Origin of the sequence: Rickettsia asiatica (assembly GCF_007989425.1) — a bacterium.
GTDB classification, from domain to species: domain Bacteria; phylum Pseudomonadota; class Alphaproteobacteria; order Rickettsiales; family Rickettsiaceae; genus Rickettsia; species Rickettsia helvetica.
Genome location: NZ_AP019563.1, coordinates 857681 through 876531, shown reverse-complemented (window position 1 = coordinate 876531; position 18851 = coordinate 857681). Strand labels below are relative to the sequence as shown.

The window sequence follows — 18851 nt, the reverse complement described above, 5'->3', positions numbered from 1 at the left end:
GCAGAACCTAAAATGGTAGTACTATATTTTTCATAAATATCTTTATCAGGATTATATATATATTATCTTGATGTTCTATAAACTTATTTTCTTTTTTACTTAATAGCTCCATCGGCGTATAAGTATTATCATTAGCTTGGTCTAAAGTTTTTTTACTATTTTTACAATATTCTTGTATTTTTAAAATAGCTAATATAGCAAAAATTACACAACAAATTGTTACTACTCTGTCTTTAGTGAATGATAAAAATGTTGAAGTAATTGAAGAATCACCGGACGGCATATTTGATTCTTCTTTATCGAACATCATAAACCCGGCAGTATGTATTGTTGGCCCTAAAGCATATGAAGTAAAGTTTCTTAAATTAGTTTCAAAGTTAGCATTAATAATACAATCTTCAATAGTATTAAAGCCTATAAAAGCCGGTATATTTGAATCTTTTATTATATTTCCGATAACATCGTATAGCTCACCGAAAATAGAAATCGTATTATTTGAGAATATTTCAAAACTATCATTAAATATAAAGCTTATTTTGTGTCCATCTTTTATTATAGATTAATGGTGTGTTTAGCTTCCTCCGGACATTTTCTCATTAAAATTCTTGCCCAGTTATGAATTCTATAATTTGCGTTGTCTTCACATTCTTCAAAATCTATAAGGGGGTATTAGTAGTATTATCTTTCATAAATGCATGATAGGGTACAGAAGTAAATAGCTTATCGCCAATATTAAACAAATAAGGTAAAGGAAAGTTAGGTTGATAACTTCCGAGTGATCTAAGTATCGTGGCTATACATTCAAATTACGGCATAATTAACCTTTATTTATATTAAAAGTAAACTAATTATTAAAAAATATTAATAATTAGTTTAGATTTAACATAATAAAAATTAACAAATCAATATTTTTTTTAAAGTTTTATGTTTTTTATTTTAAATTATTGTAATTAAGATATGCAAGAAAGAGCATAGTATCGGACAGTTTTTATTCTATGTCATTCCTGCTAAGCATAACTTTGTTGTATGGATCGAAAAACGCATTCGATGTCATACCATGGCTTGACCACGGTATCCAGTTAAAATACTAAAATTATTAACATTTTAAGTTGTTTTACTGGATACCGTGGTCAAGCCATGGTATGACAATAAAGACACAAGTTAATAATTTAACCCATGCTTGTTAAAAACGCTTGACTCCATTATATTCCTATAATATCCTATAATTTTCCATTAAATCCCAAATTAACCCAATGAATGTATTTTTATCTAAGTATGTAAATGGTGTTGATAAAAAGAGTAGGGTGTCGGTGCCGGCGAATTACCGTGCGGTACTAGGGAAAGAACTATTTAACGGTGTAATTGCTTATCCGTCGATTAGGAATAATTGTATAGAAGTGTGCGGTATTTCGCATATCGAGAAATTAAGGCAGATGATCGAGACGCTTGATCCTTATTCCGAAGAGCGTGATGCGTTTGAGACTATAATATTTGGGGAAGCCGTGCAGCTTTCGTTTGACGGAGAGGGAAGAGTTATATTGCCGCAGTCTTTAATGCAGCATGCAGGGATCGAAGAGCAGGCATGTTTTGTAGGTAAGGGGGTGATTTTTGAGATTTGGCAGCCGCAGAATTTTGAGAAATATTTAAATTCTGCTCAAAAAATCGCTCATGAAAAGCGTTTAACTCTAAGGAATGCGAATTGATGCTGCAATCTCATATACCGGTAATGCTAAATGAAATGCTAGCAAATTTAGCTCCAAAAGACGGTGAGTCTTATTTAGATTGTACGTTTGGAGCAGGAGGGTATAGCAAAGCAATATTGGAAAGCTGTTACTGTTATGTCACATCTTTGGATCGTGATCCGAACGTGATTAAAAAAGCCGAAGAAATTAAGCAAAATTATGGTGAGAGATTTGATTTTATAGAAACGAATTTTGCGGATAGCTTTACAAAGCTTAAGGAAAAAAAAATTGATGGGATAGTGCTGGATTTAGGCGTTTCATCAATGCAGTTAGATATAGCAGATAGAGGATTTTCGTTTTTGCATGACGGACCACTCGATATGCGTATGAGTGGGCAGGGGCTTAGTGCTGAGGAGTTTGTAAATATGGCAGAGGAAAAAGAGCTTGCCGATGTAATTTACAAATACGGTGATGAGAGCTTTTCACGAAGAATTGCTAAGAGAATTGTAGAATATAGAAAAACGGCGAGAATTGATAGTACAAGCAAGTTAGCCGAGATTGTTAGGAGTAGTATAGGATTTAGAAAAAGCAAAATTGATCCTGCCACTAAAACCTTTCAAGCTATTAGGATTTATATAAACGATGAGCTTGGGGAGTTAGAGCGGTTTTTAGCGAATGTAAAAAATATATTAAAGAAAGATGGACGTTTAGTTGTGGTGTCTTTTCACTCTTTAGAAGACAGGATAGTTAAGAATTTTTTTAAAGAAAATTCGGAAAAGCCGATAGCAAGATCAAAATATGCTAAAGATGATATGGCAATTGATCCAAATAAATGGCTTAAGATTATTACTAACAAAGCTCTAGCATCGTCAGATAAAGAAGTAGGGCTAAATATTAGAGCGAGATCAGCAAAACTTCGAGCAGCAAAAGCGATATATGAGTAATTAATTATGAGTATAAGAAAGTTTCACTATTTAATATTATTGATAACAATTATAGCAATATGTAGTTTGTTTAGCATAAAGGAGCGAGTCTCAACTCTTGATTATCAATTAAGTAGCGTTGTAAAACAGATAAATAGTGAGAATAATAATATTCATATTTTAAAAGCAGAGCAAGCTTATTTACTTTCGCCGGCTAGACTAAAAAAGCTTGTAGCAGCTTACTTAACATTAGAAACAGTTAAATCTTATCAAATGATAAAAGATCCATTAGTGCCAAATATCGATCAAAATATTAAATTTGATCATAATATTAGTATTTCAAAGAGTAGTAAATGGCGTTACAAAAGAATTACGAATAATAAGTATATACAGACTGTTTCGAGTAGAGTTAAGTGATTGTCATACCGTGGTCAAGTCGGCCTTGTTGCGTGGATATCTAATCATCATTGCGAGCGGTCGAAGATCGTGCGGCAATCTCAGGAATTTTATACTGCTTTATGAGATTGCCGCGTCAAGGCTTCGCCTTTCCTCGCAATGACGGGATCACTACCCACTTAAAACACCATAAATAATATATGAAACAAATTTTGGAAAAATGAAACCTACAATTAAAAGTCTGATAATTTGGAATATTTGTAGTAAGAATACAAAAATCCGATTATTAATGGTTATTTGTGGCTTTTCTTTTCTTTTTTGTACTTTATCTTACAGGTTAATAATCGTTGCTACAAATGTTTACGATAAAAACCAAAGTTCTTTTAAAAAAAATAATCAATTTAGAAAAGAAATAGTTGATCGAAACGGTAATTTATTAGCCGTTAACCTACCTTCTGCATCATTATTTGCTAATCCACAAATAGTACTTGATCCTGAAACTTCCGTAAAAAAGCTAGCAGAAATTCTACCTGATATTAATAAAGCTAAATTACTTGCAGAACTTAAGTCAAATAAAAGCTTTATATGGGTAAAAAGAGACTTATTACCTAGTCAGCAAGAAAAAATAACTAGCCTTGGGTTACTTGGTTTTGAATTTGAAGAAGAACAGAAACGAATTTATACGTTTTCTAATTTATTGTCGCATGTTGTCGGTTATGTAGGTAGAGATTCGGTAGGGCTTAGTGGATTAGAACTCGCTTACGATAAATATTTAACTAATTCAGATCATGAATTAAATGAACCTGGAAAACAGAAAGAGCCACTTAAATTATCGATTGATATAAGACTGCAAAGTATTTTAAGTGAGGAGATTGATAAAACTTTAAAGCAATTTAATGCTATAGGGGCAGTAGGCATTATTGCCGATCCAAATAACGGCGAGATTTTAGCATTAGTAAATAAGCCTGATTTCGATCCTCATCATCCGAGTTTAGCAAAACCGGAAGAGTTGTTTAATATAGCAAGTCTCGGCATTTACGAAATGGGTTCGGTGTTTAAGGCATTAACTATGGCAGTCGGTTTTGATACCGGTGCAATAAATATGAATGATGCTTATGATATAAGCTATATGAAAGTAGGAGGATTCCAGCTTAAGGATTATACGCCAAGGCAAGGGTGGCATAGTGTACCTGAGATTTTTCTATATTCTTCAAATATCGGCACAAGTCAAATTATGCTTGAAGTCGGTAAAAGCAATTTTAAAAAATACCTAAAGAAATTAGGTCTATTAGATCAGTTACAAATAGAATTACCTGAACGAGGTACTCCGTTATTTCCTTCTGAGAAAAGATGGAATGAGTTAACTAGTGTTACTATGTCGTACGGCTACGGCATTTCGATTAGCCCTTTGCATTTTGTTAGAGCAATGTTACCGGTTGTTAACGGCGGTATTTTATATGATCTTACTTTATTAAAAAGAAAGGATGAAAAAGTAATAGGTACAAAAGTTTTTAGTGAAAATACCTCTACCCAAATGAAGAAATTATTTAGATCGGTAGTAAAAGAAGGTAACGGTAAAAGAGCAGAGGTCAAAGGCTATCTTATCGGCGGTAAGACCGGTACGGCAGAAAAACTTTCACAAGGTGCAGGGGGAAAAAAGAAATATCTAAAAAATAGTAGAGCTTCATCGTTTTTAGGTATGCTGCCTGCATCTAACCCGCAATATGTTATTTTTATTAGATTTGATGAACCAAAACCGACTAAAGAAAGCTTTGGCTTTGCAACAGCAAGCTGGACGGCTGCCCCTACTGCCGGTAGAGTATTTGAACGTATGATATCTTTATATGGTTTAGAACCGATAGAACAAAGTGAAGAGGAAAGTTGAAAATTAAAAATATTGCCTAATAACTATAGATTTTGTCATTGCAAGCAGCCGTGTAGGCTGCGTGGCAATCCAGAAAAAATTACTGGATTGCTTCGTCAATTTACTACCGTAAATTTCCTCGCAATGACGAGTATATAAGCTAAAAAGGAGGTTTTTATGTCAAAAAATGAAGATACAACGAATGAACTTATTAACACTACCGCTATCAGGCGTCTTCCGTCTTTTGATCCCACGTTAAAAAGACCTAACATTATAACAAAACAACTATTTACGCTTACGCCCCCAAATCACGATGAGCAAGAAGAGTCGGAACTTAGCGGTGATGATAAAAGATGTAATCCTAGCTATTGTGAGTTATTGTAAGTTCTTTTAAATAGAGCCTAATTCAAATAATTTGTAGGAATACCTAATATTTCTATATTAAAATCCTCATCTATAGAAAATGTATTATTTCCTACTTCAAATATTTGGACAGTTATTTTATCACCCTCTTGAGGCACTATGTAAGCTTGTATGTATAGTTGTTTATAGGTAGAAAACTCTTTATAATTTTTTATAATCAATGATTTATCAGCATGCTTTGTAGAAGTAAAACGTATATAAGGGGAAGGGTTGGAGTAGTATAAACTTAAGACCTCAAACCCGTTATATTTTACATCTACTTAGTATTAAGAGCTATATTAAACCTCATTGGGTTTCCATTTGCCTGCTCAGTATTAGTTATTACTTTAGGTATATTTGATTTCATAAATTTACCTAATTTAATTAATTAAGATAATATAAAGGAAATTCTGTTATAATACAAGAAAAATAATATCCCATTCGCCGGATAGTCTATTTTTAAAACTGTACAAAATAGAAAATTAATTTATATTTTGTACACGAGTGGATATGGTTGTTGGGTGTATACCGAGTCGTCATTGCAAGGAAAAACTGTAAGTTTTGACGAAGCAATCCAGTAAAAAATGCTAATTTTTAGCATTTTTTTTTAATTATTTCCTGGATTGCCACACTCCTTTCAGTCGCTCGCAATGACAAAAAATAAGATAATTTATGTTAAAGTTAAAACAGGAAATATATAAAAATAGCTTACAAATAATATTAAAATTGCTGGTTGCTTTATTATGTTTTTTTATAATATTATTTCCGTTGGTGAGTTATAAAATAAATATTCAAAGCAGAATTTTTCCGGCGATGGAAATTATATTTATTTATTATTTTATGTCGTTATATTCCTTAAATATTTTTAGCATATTTTTTCTCGGTCTATTGATAGATCAAATAAGCGGTATGCCTATCGGTACAAATTCGTTAGTTTTTTTATCGGCATATATGATTTATAAATTATCTTCAAAATATTTTGTAGCTAAAAACTATTTAATAAATTTCATTATTTTTTGCGTTTATTGTTTATTTATATTGAATTTTAAATATTTACTAGTAACAATCAAGAAGCTAGAAGCAGACGGATATTTAATAATTTTCTTTCAATTTTTAACAACTATATTTTCTTATAATATAATTCGTCTTATACTTGATTCTCCTATGAATTATTTCAAGAAATATGCTAAATAAAAAAATACTACATGGTGAGTTGATTTCACGTAGGGCTTTTATAATCGGATTAGGTAAACTCGGATTTTTATCGCTGCTTGGAATGAGAATGTTTTATTTACAGCTTATTAAAAGTGAAGAATATAAGACTTTATCGGATAAAAATCGTATTAATTTTGTTGTACTGCCGCCGACTAGAGGAAGGATTTACGATTTAGACGGCAATATTTTAGCTACTAATAAACCATGTTATCAGCTAGTAATAGATAGGAGCATTAATAATAATTATAGGGATGAATTAGAAATAATTAGTAATATTTTAAATTTATCTCCGGAAAAATATAATTATATTAAGCAAAAAATTAAAAAATCTAGTCGCCACACTCCTTTAATAATACTTGATCAGCTTGATTGGCAGCAAGTATCGATGATTGAAGAACAAAAGCATAAATTGGCCTCGATATTTATTGATATAGGATATTTAAGGTTTTATCCTTTTTCAAGCACTACTTCTCATTTAATCGGTTATCTCGGTCAAATAAATGAGCAAGAGAAGCAAGAGTTAAATATACATAGTTTAAGTGATTTTAATATCGGTAAATCCGGTATTGAAAAATATTACGATAACAAATTACGAGGAGAATTCGGTTATAAAAAAGTTGAAGTAAATGCTTACGGTAAACAAGTAAGAGAAATAACAGGAACCCCTACTAAATCAGGGGAAGACATGCATTTAAATATCGATGCTTCTCTTCAGCAAAATATACAGCAATATTTAAATCCTAAAGGTTCTTCGGCAATAGTTATGGATACTAGAACCGGAAACATACTAATTTGTGCTTCCACACCGGGTTTTGAATCAAATAATTTCAGTAAATTATCGGAAAATTATTGGCAGAATTTAACGAGGAATCCCTATAAACCTTTAATTAATAAGGTAATACAAAATTCTTATCCCCCAGGTTCGGTTTTTAAAATAATTACCGTACTTGCAGCCCTTGAAGTAGGTATTAACCCTAATAAAACCGTTTTTTGTGACGGTAGCTCTGCTCTTGGTACTAATAGCTTTAGATGTTGGAATCATAGCGGACACGGGACGATAGATATGATGTCTGCTTTAAAGCATTCCTGTAATATTTATATGTATGAATTAGCAAGAATAGTAGGTCTGGATAAAATTCTTGAAGTTGCAAGAGAATTTGGATTCGGCTCAAAAACCGGTATTGATTTAGCTCCTGAAAATAGCGGGTTTGTACCGTCAAAAGAATGGAAAAAGAAAAAATTAAAGCTTTCTTGGTCAATAGGGGATAGTTTTAATTTAGCAATCGGACAGGGATTTCTAGGGGTAACGCCGATGCAGCTTGCAAGGTTTATTACGGCTATTGCAAGTAACGGCAAGCTATATACGCCTAGAATATTAAAAAACGATCCGGAATTTTATAATGTCAATATTAAGCCCGAAAATATCAAAATAATCCAAGAAAGTTTGTATAATACCGTGAATGTTGCTGGCGGTACGGCATATTATAATAGAATTTTAGGCGAAAATAGGCAGCTCGCCGGTAAAACAGGTACATCTCAAGTACAAGGCAAACTAAATGCTAAAGATGATTTAAGCCGCAACTCTATTGCTTGGGAGAGGCGTAATCATGCCTTGTTCTTAGGCTTCGCTCCCTATCACGATCCTCGTTATTCCGTCACCGTCTTTGTTGATCACGGCGGAGGGGGCAGTAAAGCCGCCGCCCCCGTAGCTCGTAAAATCATGTCTGATGTGCTGGATAAGTATTTATAAACTATATGATGTAATGCAGTTAAGATAAAATTATGCTAGAAGAACTAAAAATATTATTAGTTAAATTAGGTAGCGAACAAAATAATTGGTCAGAAGAAGAAATATTAGCAGCTCAACACATATTTGGAAATTATGCATTAGAAAGAATAGTAGTTTTAGCTGCTAGAAATGAGAGTTTATTACCTATAATAGAGCAGTGTATTAGAAATGGAGGTAATCCGGATTTTTTGTAATACACGAACGTGATGAAATATTAAATTTGCTTAATATGGCTGCAATAGGAGATGCTTTAAATGTTATAAATTATTTACTTGATAACAATATTTTTACCGTGGATCAAAGAGCTTTTAAAGATAGTAGAACACCTTTTCATTCTGCTGTTCAATGGAATAATATTGAGGCTGCAAAGCTTTTCTTAAAAAGAGGGGCAGATCTGCATGCTGAATTTGAGGATATAGAAGTAAGAACTGCTTTGCATGATGTTTTTGATGCTAGATATTATTTAGATAATGAACTTGACTATATAGAAATGTCTAAGTTTCTTGTTAGGTTTGGTATACGAATCCTTGATAATATTGATATGTTATGTTCTGATTCGTTAGTACAACACCATCCTACTAAGGGGCTATTAAAGATTTGTTACTCTCTATAAAAAGACTTGAGGATTTATAAGGTAACGATTTTGTTAATGCTTATAAAGCTTCGACTCCTGAAGTTCAAGAAATTTGGGATGTTAGAATATCAAGAGATCATTTAAGTAAGCTTGCTGGATTTATTAAAAAGAAGTTTAGCAAAGAAAGTAATATAGAACATATAGAATATGCTGCTCTTAGAGAATATAACAGTTTATCGAAACATAAACAGGGATGAACTAAATGATAGTTTGGCATGCTCAGCAAAAAACTTAGACAGATCAAAAGGGTATATAGTACGTAAAGCAATTAAATATTATCTACAGGAAATGCAAGAAGATATGGAAGATGCTAAAATTGCTTTACAAAGAATTAATGCTCCTGATTTTAAAACTTATACTACTGACGAAGTTAGGGAATGGTTAAAAAAGAAAAATGTTTAAAGTTATATGGGAAAATAAGGCACGTGCAGAATTAGCCGAGTTACCTACCCTTTAAAAATACTTGATAAAGTAGAATTATATCTTGCTCAAAACCCTATAGAACTCGGTAAACCTTTAAAAGGCGAGTTAAAAATTTATATAGATACAGGTTTGGGAATTATCGTGTAATTCTATAGTGTATCTATTCAAAAATCAACAGTAGCTGTTATAAAAATCGGTCATAGAGCTAATATGTATTAATAGCTACTATCTTAACTCATATTAAAAAATACTTTATTTTAGTTAGTAGTTTGTGTTATTAATAACTAGGCTCTGTGAAAGAAAATTAAATTAATCTATTTTTGCTATTTTTTGCTGTAAATCATAAGATTTTTTTGAAATAGGAAAACTATTACTGCAAAAATCTTATTAATTTTCTTTCACAGAGCCTAGGAATTATTACAGAGGTATATTATGTCTAAGAAAAAGCAAGACGATCAAATAATAAAAGAATTAGAAGAAAGACTAGCAAAACTTAAAGGCACTCCTCCAACACTTGAAGAATTAGAAGAAAGGTTTGCAAAGCTCCAAGATAGACCTTATGTCCCCACAAAAAAATCCGGTAATGAAGTAGACGATCTAATTGAGCAGATGCAATCTGAACTTAAACTAGAACAAAAAAGTAAAAACCTCAATGATCAAAAAGACCAAGCAATACGCGATAGGCTAGATAAATTAAGAGAAGACAGCCCTATAACGCAAAAAAAGACACCTCTAGATCTTTCTTTTAATGATACTAAATCAATAATTACCGATACTATAGATGTTCAGGCAGATATAGCTAGTTTATATGCTAATCGATCTACTGAGTTAGAGGAGAAAAAAGCATTACTTCATTTAGCTAATAATCTAACTGAAGCTAGGGATATTATTAAAGATACACCCCCTATATCTAAAGAATATGAGCCTAAAATATTAGATGTTATTGCTAGCGGGTTAAATAAAATTTATGAAGGAATAAAGAAAATAACTTCTCCTGCAGTTAATATTATAAAAGAAATAGGTAGTAGTCTTGTTAATGCGATTAAATTACTTCCTCAAAAATCTTCCAAAAAACAAATAGAAGAATCTAAAACAAAATTAAAGAAGTTATATAAAACATATGTTGATTTGAAAGGAGTAAAACCAAAGATAAAAGAAGAATTTCTTAAAAAACATTACGAGCAAATTGATCAGCTACAAACTCCTCAGGAAATATTTGTAGAAACTGCCAAAATTACTAAATCTATAAGGATAGCCGGAAAACAAAAGATAAATAATCTTAAACAACAACAAATTATTAATAGAATGAAGAAACAAAGCCCTACTGCTTTTATAAATAATAATTCATTTACACCATCTAATACTCCTACTAATAAAGGAAAATCTTCAAAGAGCAACCAAAAGTAGATATACAGATGGTTTTTTGCAGGAATATTGTTGACATTATACGTCACTGACATATAATGTTTATATGGAATATATAGAATCCCCTTTATTTAATAAATTGTTGAGTTCATATTTTACAGATGATGAGTATGCAAGTTTTCAATGGCACTTGTCACCACATCCTAAATCAGGGGATGTTATAATAGGTAGTTGGTGGACTTAGAAAAATATGCTGGATGACTAAAGGACAAGGAAAGCGTAGCGGTGTCCGTATAATTTATTATTATAAAAGTAAAGAAGAACAGATATGGTTATTAACCATATATGCAAAAAATGAAGCTGAAAATATCCTAGCTTCTGTTTTAAAAAAAATAAAAGAAGAATTAGGTTTATGAACACAAAAAGAGATATTGGAGCTGAAATTTTGCAATCGATTCAAGATATAAAATTAGGAAAAGGACACATAAAGAAAATAGAGACAAAAGAAGATATAGTAGATATCAGAAAACACTTACATCTTTCTCAATCAGCTTTTGCTGTACTTATGGGAGTTAATGTAAGAACATTACAAGAATGGGAACAAGGAAGACGTAAACCTCTATATCTTTATTAAAAATAGCCTCTAAATATCCTAAAGTTATTATTAATTATTCTCATAATTAATATAAATGATAATTCTAACTTTAATTAGGATTATCCACTCCTTTCATTCCGCTTGTCTTAGCCTTATCAAATGAAGTATCTTTAATTACCGCTTCAGTAAAATCGGCATTTGTTAGGTCGGAGTTACTAAAGCCCGCCTGATCAATTTTAGCTGATTTAAATATGCTATCTGTTAATATTGAGTTTGAAAAATCTGTTTTAGTAAGTATTGCTAAAGAAAAATTTGCTTTTTTTAAGATAGAATTTTTTATTACTGTATTTGTTAAATTAGTGTTTTTAAAGATACTATTTGAAAAATCTGCTCCATTAAATACTAAACTACTTAAGTCAAGATTTGTTAAATTCATATTTGCTAAGTTAGTTATTTTTTGCAAATCTTTTACCGAACTTATTACTATATTATTTGGTGGAATTTTGCTCGAATTATCGCTATTTAAAATGATATTATTAGAAACATTAGTATTAATAAAACCGGAATACGCTTGGTAGTTAATATTATTTATTTGTGAATTAGAAAGGATGGAGTTAATAACCGCAGTATTTGTTAGATTAGAATTTATTAGAGCTACTTGGTTTAAATTGCCTAAAGTCATTTTAACATCTGAAAAATTTACGTTTTGTATTAAAGATTTAGAAAAATTTACATTATTAAATTGCCCGTTAGTTATATTTGAGTTTATTATTTCACTGCCGGTTAAATCGGTATTAATCACTATAAATTGTTTAAAGTCATTATTGCTAAAAATATTATTAGTATAGCTTATATTATCTAAAGTAATATTTGAGCCTTTAGTTTTATTAATCCTTACAAAATTAGCATTACTATTTTTTATTGATAAATTATTAAATTTATTATCGTTTAGACTCATATTATTTAATATAGCATTATCGATTTTAAACTGATTTAAAATTGAACTACTAATTGTGCTATTTTGTAAATCACATTTAGTAAGGCTAATATTTTGTAATGTCGAATCTTGAAAGGAAGCATATGAAAAGAAAGAGTTATTACTTTGTACGTTATTAAAGTTTACTTCATTAAAGATACTTTGTGTGAAGTTAGAATCCTTAATTATTACTGCTGTTAATTTAGTTTGACTTAGGTCGCTAGATTCAAAATAATTATTAGTAAAATTGGTATTATTTATTATACTTTGTTCTAAATCCGTACCGTAAAATATTGAATTTGTTATATTAGTATTTTTAAAGCTATTATTTTTTAGGTTAGCTTTTTGAAAATTAACACCGTCGATAGTATTATTGCTCCATAATACATGACTAAATTTAGAATTTTCAAAGTTGACATTTATTATAGTAGTTTTATTAAAAGCAGTATCGCTAAAATTTGATTGAATAAAATTTGTATTTTGTAATGTTATATTGTTAAAAATTGAACCTTGAAAGTCAGAATTATATCCGGAAATATTTTTTATTACCGAATCTGCAAAATTACTTTCTTGAATTATAGCATTTGTAAGTATAGCTTTTTCTAAATTACTACCTGCAAAATCAGCACGTAATATTTCGCAGGAAGTTAAATCTATTCCTGATAAATCTTCATTTATTAGCTTTACTCCTATTAATTTTACTCCTTTTAAATTTGAACCGAACTTCTCTTTAAGGTTCACTTTAAGGTTTTTAGAATTTTGCGATATTATATAATTCCGAATTACCGTGCTTTGGCTATCTGTAAGTAATCCATTCGCATCACGAGTAGACTCGGAACAGCTGCTTAATAACAAATAAATAGTAATTATTGATATGACTTTAAGCATTTGCTTCCTCATATTCTTCTTCATTTATTCTATTTATAGGAGGTATATGTAAGTTTAATAATTTTAATTTACGATGCAAAGCTGATCTTTCCATACCGACAAATGAGGATGTTTTGGAAATATTATTATTAAAACGACTCATTTGTGCTGATAGATATTGACGTTCAAAAACTTCCCTAGCTTCTCTAAGCGGCATAGATAACATATCAAAGCTATCTTCAAGTTTTGTGAGATTAGCACTATTTGCTAATATTTCCGAAGGTATCATATAAGGTTTGATAATTTCATTATTACCTGTAGTTAACGGATTCATAATTAAAGTCCATTCAACAACGTTACGTAATTGTCTAATATTGCCCGGCCATTCATAGGATTGAAGAGCTGCAATAGTTTCATCGGCAAAGGTACGTTCTTTTAAACCTGAAAATTTTGAAAGTTGCTTAACAAAATATTTAACGAGTAGCGGTATATCTTCTTTTCTTTCATATAATGAAGGTACTTTTAGAGAGGATACATTAAGGCGATAATATAGATCTTCTAGGAATTTGCCGTTATTAACTTCATCTTGGATATTTTTAGAAGTACCGGTGATAATTTTTATATCAACTTTAATATTTTTTCCGCAAGGTTTTGTAATAGTGTGATCTTTAAGGAATTTTAATAATTTTACTTGAATAGGAATTGGAATATTACTGACCTCATCTATATATAAAGTACCGTTATTGGCAAATTCTAAGATAGTAGGGCGTTTATTATTATTTTCCTGCTTTTCCGATTCGCCAAATAATTCTTGATTGATTTTTTCCATAGTCATACAGGTTGGGCTGAAAATAATGAACGGATTATTAACCCTTTTAGATTGTTTATGAATTAACCTTGCGGCAAGTTCTTTACCGCTACCGACTTTACCGTGAATCATTATACGACTGCTAGAGCTAGCTGCCTTTTCTATTTCCATTTTATATTTTAAAGTTACCGAACATCCGCCTACTAATTCAGTTTTATCTATAACCTTTGATTTTAAATCTATATTTTCACGTTTTAACTTTGTTACTTCACAAGCTCTTTTAAGTAAAATAACTAATTTATCATTATTAAACGGTTTTTCTATATAATCGTAAGCCCCCATTTTTATAGCATTTACCGCTGTTTCTATAGTGCCATGACCGCTAATAATTATTACCGGCATTAAAGGATAGCGTTTTTTAATTATCTCTAAAATCCCAAGCCCGTCAATTTCGCTTCCTTGAAGCCAAATATCAAGTATAACTGCAGAGACCAGTTTTTCGGAAAGTATTTTAAGGGCTTGAGTACTATTAGCGGCAACCTTAGGGTTAAAACCTTCATCGTTCAAAATTGCAGCAATAATATTTCGTATATCCTCTTCATCGTCTATTATTAAAACATCTATTGATGACATTACAATTTACCTTAAAAATATTTAATACTAGGTTCTTACGTACGCTTTCTAAAAAGATTGAATTTTGGCTATTTTTTGCTGCAAATTATAAGATTTTTTTGAAATATGAATAACTATTCCTTCAAAAATCTTATTAATTTTCGCTAAAAAATATCGTAAAATAGTAAATCAATTAGAAAGCGTACGTAAGAACCTAAATATATATGTTAATGCCGAATGTAAAAGAAAGCAACATTTTTTATAACATTTTTGTCACAATAGTTATTTATAGTGTAAAGGTTGGCTAAGATTACATAATATTAAAATTATTTAATTAATTTTATTTGCAGTTTGTAGTGTTATAAATGATTATATATAATAAGAGAGGTAGGATACCCAAGTTGTCATTGCGAGCGACCGTAGGGAGCGTGGCAATCTCATGAAATAATAACAAACTCCTGAGATTGCTTCGTCAATTGCTATGCAATTTCCTCGCAGTGACGATTAAGTGTCCATACAACAAATCCTTTAACAAGCAGTAAACCGATTTTAAAAATTATGCTTAACATCTTTTTAATTATTATTTCATTATTTATTTGCTTAATAACCTACCTATTTATCAGAAAAACGGATATTTTTACAAATTTATTGATTTTAAATAGCTTCACGACTTTAGCGAGTTTATTTATTTGCTGTTTAGGTTTATACTCAGGAAATAGTTCATATTTGGATATAGCAATTATTTATTTGCTTTTAAGCTTTATAGCTACAAACGGTTATTTAAAATATTTTATAAATGAATCGAATGAAAACAAAGCAGATTAATATAGCAATTTTAGGTTGTGGTCTTAGCGGTATGCTAACGGCACTTTCTTTTGCAAAAAAAGGCATAGAAACTACTATATTCGAGAGTAAATCGGTAAACAGTCCAGAGTTTTTTAAAGATATAAGAACGACTGCTTTAACACCGCATTCTAAAAATTTCTTATTCTCTATTGATATATGGGAAGAGCTTGAGAAGTTTATGGCAGAAATGCAAGACGTATATGTAGTAGATAATAAGGCATTGGAGATATTAGACTTACGAAATGATAATGATAGTTTACTGGGTTATGTAGTTCAAAATAGTAATTTTAAAAAAATATTATTATCGAAAATAACTGATCATCCGCTAATAACATTAATTGATAATAATGAATATCAAGAAGTTATAAGTCATAGCGATTATTCGATTATAAAATTTGATGATAAACAAATTAAATGTAATTTATTAATTATATGTGATGGAGCAAATTCAAAAGTAAGATCTAATTATTTCGCTAATGAAATAGAAAAACCTTATCAAACAGCTCTGACATTTAACATTAAGCATGAAAAGCCTCATGAAAATAGTGCTATGGAGCATTTTTTGCCGCTTGGTCCTTTTGCTTTGCTGCCTTTAAAAGATCAATATGCTGCATCCGTAATATGGTCAACTTCTTCTGATCAGGCTGCTTTAATTGTTAATTTGCCCGTAGAAGAAGTTAGATTTTTAACTCAAAGAAATGCCGGTAATTCCCTAGGTAAAATTACTATTGATAGTGAGATTAGTAGCTTCCCGTTAAAAGCCCGTATAGCAAATAGATATTTTCATAACCGTATAGTGCTTATTGCAGATACTGCTCACACAGTACATCCGCTCGCCGGACAAGGGCTGAATCAAGGTATAAAAGATATAGAGACTTTGAGTATGATCATTAGTAATAATGATACATTACAAGAATATCAAAAGCTAAGGCAAGACGATAATTTTATTATGTATAAGCTGACTGATGAGTTAAATAATATTTTTTCAAATTATTCCAAAAATTTAAGATGTTTAAGGCAAATAGGGTTTAAGACGATAAATAATTTAAAACCTATTAAGAATTTGATTACTAGCTATGCAATGGGAGAGCGGTAATATGTCATCCTGCGACTTGATCGCGGGGGATCCATCTTTCTTAATTTTTTTTGGACCCTATGGTCAAGCCACGGGGTGACAATGATATATAATTTTATGAGATATCTAAAAGAAAATTTAAGCAGTAACTCATCTATTAATACTCCTGAAGAAGGAATAAAAAATGCAGCAGAAGATAATAAGCTTAAATCTTCAATAAATACCCCTGAAAGAGTAGAGCCTTTAGAAGCCAGCACAAACAAAAGCTTCTGAGCCTCCACAGGAACGGCAAGCGCAAAATAAGCCAGCAGGAAAAAGAACGCTGAAAGAGGATGCGGCACTTTACGGTGCTAGAGTTGCTCGTGCCGGAATCGCTGCAAGTGGAGTAGCAATCGAAATGGTAAAGGAGGGCAGTAAAGTTGTCGCTAGTCCTATTCATATAGTAGAAGGAGTAATTAATGTTGGAGAAAAAGTAGCAAAAGCTTATGATCCGGTTGATAAACTTCAGCAAGGTGCAAAAATTAAAGAAGCAGGTCCACCAAGCCCCGGTGTTGTTGATAAGGTGCTTGATAAAATAAAAACTTTACCGGGGGGCTGAAAGGGCAGTAAAACGTACGGCAAAAATTGGTGGTGTCATGGTGTCGTTAGCCCTTAACCCGACGCCAGTTGGGCTTGGTCTTGCTGCACTTTCTTTATCAGCCATTACTTATAATGTCGGAAAAGAAACTTTAGAAGTAAGAGCAGATAAGCATTTAGATAGAGAGAAAAAAACTTTAGAAAATATTAAGGATAATTATTTAAAACAAGTAGATCTAATAATTAACACTCAAAAAGATAAAGCAAAAGATAGTCCGACACTTAAAAATTTTTTGGATACTAAATTACCTAAAATTTATCAAGAAACTCTTGAACCTAAAAAGTTAAATACTACGAGAACTAAAGAAATTTTAAAAGCAGTTTGGGATAATGTTTTAGAAGTAGCGGCGTTAGTGGCACAAGCAGGTTCAGCAGGTGGTATTATAACCGGTTTAGCAGCCGGTCTTATTGGAGGAGGAAGTAATGTTATAGGTGAAGCAGACATAAAATTAGTACGTATGGAACGAAAAAAAGATAAAATAAATCAAATAAATAGTTTAAAAACATCAATAGGAAATTATGAAGATAAAAAAGACTTGCTTGAAAAAGAAAGGCAAGCAAAAATAGATACCAAAGCCTTAGAAGAGTTTTTAGCTACAACCCCTAAAATTGATCAATTAAGTGAAAGAGAGCTTAGAGAACATTTTAATGTAACAAGAGCAAAAGTAGCAGAAAGGCAGGAATTTTTACCTCCGTCTGAAAAAACTAATTTTGAAAAAGCTAAATCAGCAGTAAAAGCAGGAGTCGGTTATTTTGTTGAATCGCAATTTGGGTATTTAAAAGAAATATATGGTAAAAAGGAAGAGCAGAAACCTAGTACCGTTCTTATTACTCCTAATATTCAAAAGCCAAAAACTCCCGAAATTGCTAAAGCGGAAGAAAAAGTACATCATATGCAGGAAAATTTAACACACGGTAAGGTTAGTGCTTACAGTAGTAGAGTATCAACACCGTCGCCAACAAAAAGTGCATCTAAGAAATAAGAATCTTCAAAGGGAATGAATGTTGGTTAAATCTTATAATTATCTTATAGATTATATCTTGCCGCAGAGATGTTTAAGCTGTGCGGAAATACTAGGGGGAAGCGGTGAATTTTGTAGCGATTGTTGGAAGAAGCTAGAGTTTATAGCAAGACCCTATTGTAGTATATGCGGACAAAGATTTAGTATAAAAATCTTAGATAACTGCATTTGTGGAAATTGTTATAGCAACAAACCTAATTATGATCTAGCTCGCAGCCTATTTAAGTTTAATGAGCATAGCAAAAAAATAGTTCATCAGTTTAAATATCAAGATAAGATGATATTTACTAAGACCTTTGCTAAGCTTTTATATAATAGATATAGCGAGGATATAAAAGATATTGATCTAATCATACCTGTACCTATGAATAGATTTAAGAGGTTACTACGAATGTATAATCCTGCTCATATTTTAGCTATGGAAATTGCAAAAGTTACCGATAAAATGTTAAAAGCCGATATTTTAACTAAATCAAAATGGACCAAGTCTCAGACTTTTCTGTCACGAAAACAACGCAAAAATAATATAAAGGGTAGTATCAAATTTAACACAAAATAATAATATTGTAAGTAAAAAAATCTTATTAGAGGATGATGTCGTTACCACTGCTGTTACTATAAATGAATGTGCTAAAATTTTACGGCAAGCAGGGGCAGTATCGGTATATGTTATGTCTGTTGCTATGACGTAGATCGTCATTGCGAGGAAAGGCGGAGCCTT

Annotated in this window: 21 protein-coding genes and 2 pseudogenes; 20 read left to right on the top strand and 3 right to left on the bottom strand. The window is 31.1% G+C overall.

The window, feature by feature from the left end:
• Positions 1 to 7: 7 nt before the first annotated feature.
• Positions 8 to 310: a hypothetical protein gene (locus RAS_RS05140; protein WP_147142963.1), complete on the bottom strand. Its 303-nt coding sequence runs from the start codon at positions 308 to 310 to the stop codon at positions 8 to 10.
• Between the two features lie 943 nt (positions 311 to 1253).
• Here RAS_RS05140 and mraZ point away from each other — a divergent pair.
• From mraZ to RAS_RS05070, 14 genes and pseudogenes are all read left to right on the top strand, one after another.
• On the top strand, positions 1254 to 1703 hold the full coding sequence (gene mraZ, locus RAS_RS05135; protein ID WP_010422069.1) for a division/cell wall cluster transcriptional repressor MraZ: 450 nt from the start codon (positions 1254 to 1256) through the stop codon (positions 1701 to 1703).
• A complete protein-coding gene (rsmH, locus tag RAS_RS05130) occupies positions 1703 to 2626 on the top strand; it encodes a 16S rRNA (cytosine(1402)-N(4))-methyltransferase RsmH (RefSeq protein ID WP_147144073.1) in 924 nt (307 codons plus the stop codon). The genes mraZ and rsmH overlap by 1 nt, the downstream gene beginning before the upstream one ends.
• 6 nt (positions 2627 to 2632) lie before the next feature.
• Positions 2633 to 3022, top strand: a complete 390-nt coding sequence (ftsL, locus tag RAS_RS05125) for a cell division protein FtsL (RefSeq protein ID WP_147142960.1) — start codon at positions 2633 to 2635, stop codon at positions 3020 to 3022.
• A 179-nt stretch (positions 3023 to 3201) separates the two neighbouring features.
• Positions 3202 to 4886 (top strand): annotated as a pseudogene (locus RAS_RS05120) (peptidoglycan D,D-transpeptidase FtsI family protein).
• Positions 4887 to 5042: 156 nt separating this feature from the next.
• Positions 5043 to 5249 (top strand): hypothetical protein, encoded by a 207-nt coding sequence (locus tag RAS_RS05115; RefSeq protein ID WP_147142954.1) that lies wholly within the window; start codon positions 5043 to 5045, stop codon positions 5247 to 5249.
• 690 nt (positions 5250 to 5939) lie between these two features.
• On the top strand, positions 5940 to 6461 hold the full coding sequence (locus RAS_RS05105) for a hypothetical protein (RefSeq protein WP_147142948.1): 522 nt from the start codon (positions 5940 to 5942) through the stop codon (positions 6459 to 6461).
• Complete coding sequence (gene mrdA, locus RAS_RS05100) at positions 6451 to 8232, top strand: penicillin-binding protein 2 (RefSeq protein WP_147142945.1); 1782 nt, start codon at positions 6451 to 6453, stop codon at positions 8230 to 8232. The genes RAS_RS05105 and mrdA overlap by 11 nt, the downstream gene beginning before the upstream one ends.
• Positions 8233 to 8264: 32 nt before the next feature.
• Positions 8265 to 8465, top strand: a complete 201-nt coding sequence (locus tag RAS_RS05095; protein WP_147142940.1) for a hypothetical protein — start codon at positions 8265 to 8267, stop codon at positions 8463 to 8465.
• Between the two features lie 26 nt (positions 8466 to 8491).
• Positions 8492 to 8884, top strand: coding sequence for an ankyrin repeat domain-containing protein (locus RAS_RS05090; RefSeq protein ID WP_332094800.1), 393 nt, complete (start codon positions 8492 to 8494; stop codon positions 8882 to 8884).
• A 168-nt stretch (positions 8885 to 9052) separates the two neighbouring features.
• Positions 9053 to 9307 carry a hypothetical protein gene (locus tag RAS_RS05085; RefSeq protein ID WP_147142935.1) on the top strand — a complete coding sequence of 85 codons (255 nt, stop codon included), beginning with the start codon at positions 9053 to 9055 and terminating at the stop codon, positions 9305 to 9307.
• A gap of 453 nt (positions 9308 to 9760) precedes the next feature.
• Positions 9761 to 10735 (top strand): hypothetical protein, encoded by a 975-nt coding sequence (locus RAS_RS05080; RefSeq protein ID WP_147142932.1) that lies wholly within the window; start codon positions 9761 to 9763, stop codon positions 10733 to 10735.
• A 64-nt stretch (positions 10736 to 10799) separates the two neighbouring features.
• Positions 10800 to 10937 (top strand): hypothetical protein, encoded by a 138-nt coding sequence (locus tag RAS_RS09900; RefSeq protein ID WP_232049157.1) that lies wholly within the window; start codon positions 10800 to 10802, stop codon positions 10935 to 10937.
• Positions 10938 to 10950: 13 nt separating this feature from the next.
• Positions 10951 to 11109: a hypothetical protein gene (locus tag RAS_RS09895; RefSeq protein WP_232049156.1), complete on the top strand. Its 159-nt coding sequence runs from the start codon at positions 10951 to 10953 to the stop codon at positions 11107 to 11109.
• Entirely contained in the window at positions 11106 to 11327 is a 222-nt protein-coding gene (locus RAS_RS05070; protein WP_232049155.1) for a helix-turn-helix domain-containing protein, read from the top strand. The genes RAS_RS09895 and RAS_RS05070 overlap by 4 nt, the downstream gene beginning before the upstream one ends.
• A 70-nt stretch (positions 11328 to 11397) precedes the next feature.
• On the opposite strand, the gene RAS_RS05065 is transcribed toward RAS_RS05070, so the two are convergent.
• A complete protein-coding gene (locus tag RAS_RS05065) occupies positions 11398 to 13152 on the bottom strand; it encodes a pentapeptide repeat-containing protein (protein WP_147142929.1) in 1755 nt (584 codons plus the stop codon).
• Complete coding sequence (locus tag RAS_RS05060) at positions 13145 to 14572, bottom strand: sigma-54-dependent transcriptional regulator (protein ID WP_147142926.1); 1428 nt, start codon at positions 14570 to 14572, stop codon at positions 13145 to 13147. Before RAS_RS05060 ends, RAS_RS05065 begins: the two co-directional genes overlap by 8 nt.
• Before the next feature lie 537 nt (positions 14573 to 15109).
• Between RAS_RS05060 and RAS_RS05050 the strand changes: the two genes are divergently transcribed.
• The 6 genes and pseudogenes from RAS_RS05050 (at position 15110) to RAS_RS09880 (ending at position 18689) form a co-directional block, all read left to right on the top strand.
• Positions 15110 to 15376: a monovalent cation/H+ antiporter complex subunit F gene (locus RAS_RS05050; RefSeq protein WP_010422124.1), complete on the top strand. Its 267-nt coding sequence runs from the start codon at positions 15110 to 15112 to the stop codon at positions 15374 to 15376.
• Positions 15348 to 16493, top strand: coding sequence for a 2-octaprenyl-6-methoxyphenyl hydroxylase (ubiH, locus tag RAS_RS05045; RefSeq protein WP_172616134.1), 1146 nt, complete (start codon positions 15348 to 15350; stop codon positions 16491 to 16493). Before RAS_RS05050 ends, ubiH begins: the two co-directional genes overlap by 29 nt.
• A 96-nt stretch (positions 16494 to 16589) precedes the next feature.
• Positions 16590 to 16861 (top strand): annotated as a pseudogene (locus RAS_RS08625) (hypothetical protein).
• 8 nt (positions 16862 to 16869) lie between these two features.
• Positions 16870 to 17070, top strand: coding sequence for a hypothetical protein (locus tag RAS_RS09890; protein ID WP_232049154.1), 201 nt, complete (start codon positions 16870 to 16872; stop codon positions 17068 to 17070).
• 40 nt (positions 17071 to 17110) lie between these two features.
• On the top strand, positions 17111 to 18091 hold the full coding sequence (locus RAS_RS09885) for a hypothetical protein (RefSeq protein ID WP_232049153.1): 981 nt from the start codon (positions 17111 to 17113) through the stop codon (positions 18089 to 18091).
• Positions 18092 to 18110: 19 nt separating this feature from the next.
• A complete protein-coding gene (locus RAS_RS09880; protein ID WP_232049152.1) occupies positions 18111 to 18689 on the top strand; it encodes a ComF family protein in 579 nt (192 codons plus the stop codon).
• Positions 18690 to 18851: the final 162 nt, after the last annotated feature.